This window comes from Vannielia litorea (assembly GCF_018424695.1).
Taxonomy (GTDB): domain Bacteria; phylum Pseudomonadota; class Alphaproteobacteria; order Rhodobacterales; family Rhodobacteraceae; genus Vannielia; species Vannielia litorea_A.
Genome location: NZ_QTNQ01000173.1, coordinates 1 through 2,874, shown reverse-complemented (window position 1 = coordinate 2,874; position 2,874 = coordinate 1). Strand labels below are relative to the sequence as shown.

The following is a 2,874-nucleotide window of genomic DNA, read 5'->3' as shown; positions in this document are numbered from 1 at the left end:
GAGACAGGCTGGGGGCCTTCGGGGGCGAGGCCGCCGCGGTGCTCTGCCGGGTCGGTGACGCCCCACATCTCCATCCATTCGGGCAGGTGCTCGGTCGGGCTTTCGCCGGTGTGGGCGAGAAATTCGGCCACGTCGAAGCCGATGCCGCCCGCGCCGACGATGGCGACGCTTTTGCCGACGGGAGCCTTGTGGCGGAGCACGTCGATGTAGCTGAGCACGTTGGGGCTTGTCTGGCCGGGGATCTCGGGATCGCGCGGGGTGACGCCGGTGGCGAGGATGACCTCGTCGAAGGGGGCGAGGGCCTCTGGCGTGGCCTCGGTGGAGAGCCGGAGGGTGATGTTGGAGCGGGCGACCGTGGTTTGATACCAGTCCACCAGCCCATGGAACTCTTCCTTGCCGGGGATCGTCTTGGCCATGTTGAGCTGGCCGCCCAACTCGGGGGCCTTGTCGAAGAGAGTGACGGCGTGGCCGCGCTCGTCCGCCGTGAGGGCGGCGGCGAGGCCGGCGGGGCCGGCGCCGACGACAGCGATGTTTTTCGGCGTGTCGGTGGGGGTGATTTGCAGCTCGGTTTCGGAGCAGGCGCGCGGGTTGACGAGGCAGGAGGTGAGTTTGCCGGAGAAGGTGTGATCGAGGCAGGCCTGGTTGCAGGCGATGCAGGGGGCGATGGTTTCGGCCTCGCCCTGCGCGGCCTTGGTCACGAAATCGGCGTCGGCGAGGAAGGGGCGGGCCATGGAGACCATGTTTGCGCAGCCCTCGGCGAGGACGGATTCGGCCACCTCCGGCGTGTTGATCCGGTTGGAGGTGATGATGGGGATCGAGACGTGGCCCATCAGCTTTTGCGTCACCCAGGCGAAGGCGCGGCGGGGGACGGAGGTGGCGATGGTGGGCACGCGGGCCTCGTGCCAGCCAATGCCGGTATTGAGGATGGAGGCGCCTGCGGCCTCGATTTCTTTCGCGAGCTGGATGACCTCTTCGGTGGTGGAGCCTTGCGGCACGAGGTCGATCATCGAAAGGCGGTAGATCACGATGAAGTCGGGGCCAACGGCTTCGCGGACGCGTTTGACCACCTCGATGGGCAGGCGAATGCGGTTTTCGTAAGGGCCGCCCCAGCGGTCTTCCCGCTTGTTGGTGTGGCGAACGATGAACTGGTTGAGGAAATAGCCCTCGGAGCCCATGACCTCGACGCCATCATACCCGGCTTCGCGGGCACGTGCGGCGGCGGTGGCGATGTCGGCGATCTGCTTTTCGATGCCCTCTTCGTCCAGCTCCTTCGGCGGGAAAGGGGAGATGGGGGATTTGATCGGGGAGGCGGAGACGCAATCGGGGCTGTAGGCGTAGCGGCCGGCGTGGAGGATCTGCATGGCGATGCGGCCGCCTGCGGCGTGGACGGCATCGGTGACGATGCGGTGGTTGGCGATGTCTTCGGGCGTGTAGAGGCCTGCCGCGCCGGGAAACACGCCGCCCTCACGGTTGGGGGCCATGCCGCCGGTGACGATCAGCCCGGCGGAGGCGCGGGCAGCGTAGAAGGCGGCGACGCGGGCCCAATCGCCGGTTTCTTCCAGCCCGGTATGCATGGAGCCCATGAGCACCCGGTTTGGCAGGGTCACGTGGCCGAGATCGAGCGGGGCGAGCAGGTGCGGGTAGCTTGTCATTCGTGGCGTCCTCCTGGCGCGCAGAGTGGCCTGTGGTGCAGGGGTTGTCACGGTCGGACGTGACGTTACGGGCGCGTGCCGGGATGGGTTGCTGATCTTGCCAGGTTGACTGGGCGGCGCTGGCCGTGGAGTTCTGCGCCCATTGAACCCGAAGTCATTGAGCGCGCAGACGCGCGCCGAAGAGAAACGAGGCCGAGGCGTGGCGGACAGCGCGATCATTTTCTATTTGCACGGGCACGATGTGCCGGGCGCGGGCGTGACCTTCAAGGTGGATCAGGATCCGCCGAGTGGCTGGAGCGTGCTGCACTGGACGATCAAGAAGACCATGTCGGCGAAGGAGTTGGCAAAGGCGATCGTGGCCAAGTGCGCCAAGGAGGGAGCGAAGATTGGCGGTATCGTCATCAACTCCCATGGGGGGCCGGGGGAGATCAAGCTGGGCAAGAAGATTTCGTTCAGCACGGTGGATGACCTTGGCCTATTGAAGGGTCATTTCGCCAAGAATCACAACGGTATAGATGTGCATGCCTGCAATGTGGCGGCGGCTGGCATCAACCTTGAAACCCGGAAGGTTGAAGGTGAATACGGCACCATGGCGGCGCTGGGATATTCGCTGTTCAACGACACCGGGATCGAGAAGAAGGGCATTGGCCACCAGTTCATGGTGAAACTGGCGAAGGCGACTGGCGTGCATGTGAATGCGCCCTACCAGGTGCAGATGGCCGCGATCGAGATGGGCAGCTTCGTGGTGAAGCGCCCCACGGGCTATTTCTCGGGGAGCTGGGTGCGGGCGTGGCCTGACGGGGTGACCAAATCCTACAGCGAGAACATTAGGCCGCGTTAGGCCGGGCAACCGCCCGCCGAGGGTGGAGAAAAGGACGAGAGGCGCGATGAGCGACGACGACGAGGACTATGTATATGACGAGGCCAGCGGCGAATGGCTGCCCGCTTCGGAGTTGGCGGCGCGGGCGGCGGAGGCCGAGGCGGTGTTCGACGCGGCGGGCAACCGGCTGGCCGATGGCGATGCGGTGGTGCTGGTGAAGGACCTGAAGGTGAAGGGCGCGGGCCAGACCCTGAAGCAGGGCACGGTGATCCGCTCGATCCGGCTGACGGGGAACCCCGAGGAGATCGACTGTCGGCATGAGAGCATCAAGGGGTTGGTGCTGCGCACGGAGTTTGTGAAGAAGCGTTGAGGCGCGTGTGGGGGGGCCGTGGGTGGCGGAAC

At 65.7% G+C, this 2,874-nt stretch carries 3 protein-coding genes; 2 read left to right on the top strand and 1 reads right to left on the bottom strand.

Annotated features, from left to right (window positions below; translation table 11 throughout):
- Positions 1–1,652: NADPH-dependent 2,4-dienoyl-CoA reductase (locus DYI42_RS23665; protein ID WP_213549561.1), on the bottom strand; the 1,652-nt coding region annotated here is incomplete at its 3' end.
- A 199-nt stretch (positions 1,653–1,851) separates the two neighbouring features.
- On the opposite strand from DYI42_RS23665, the gene DYI42_RS23660 reads away from it, so the two are divergent.
- Both DYI42_RS23660 and DYI42_RS23655 read left to right on the top strand, forming a co-directional pair.
- On the top strand, positions 1,852–2,493 hold the full coding sequence (locus DYI42_RS23660) for a hypothetical protein (RefSeq protein ID WP_213549559.1): 642 nt from the start codon (positions 1,852–1,854) through the stop codon (positions 2,491–2,493).
- Between the two features lie 46 nt (positions 2,494–2,539).
- A complete protein-coding gene (locus DYI42_RS23655) occupies positions 2,540–2,842 on the top strand; it encodes an alkylphosphonate utilization protein (protein WP_213549557.1) in 303 nt (100 codons plus the stop codon).
- The last annotated feature ends 32 nt before the right edge of the window (positions 2,843–2,874 follow it).

Coding starts and splice junctions, on each gene's coding strand:
- DYI42_RS23655 (WP_213549557.1), top strand. CDS start 2,540: ATGAGCGACGACGACGAGGACTATGTATATGACGAGGCCAGCGGCGAA.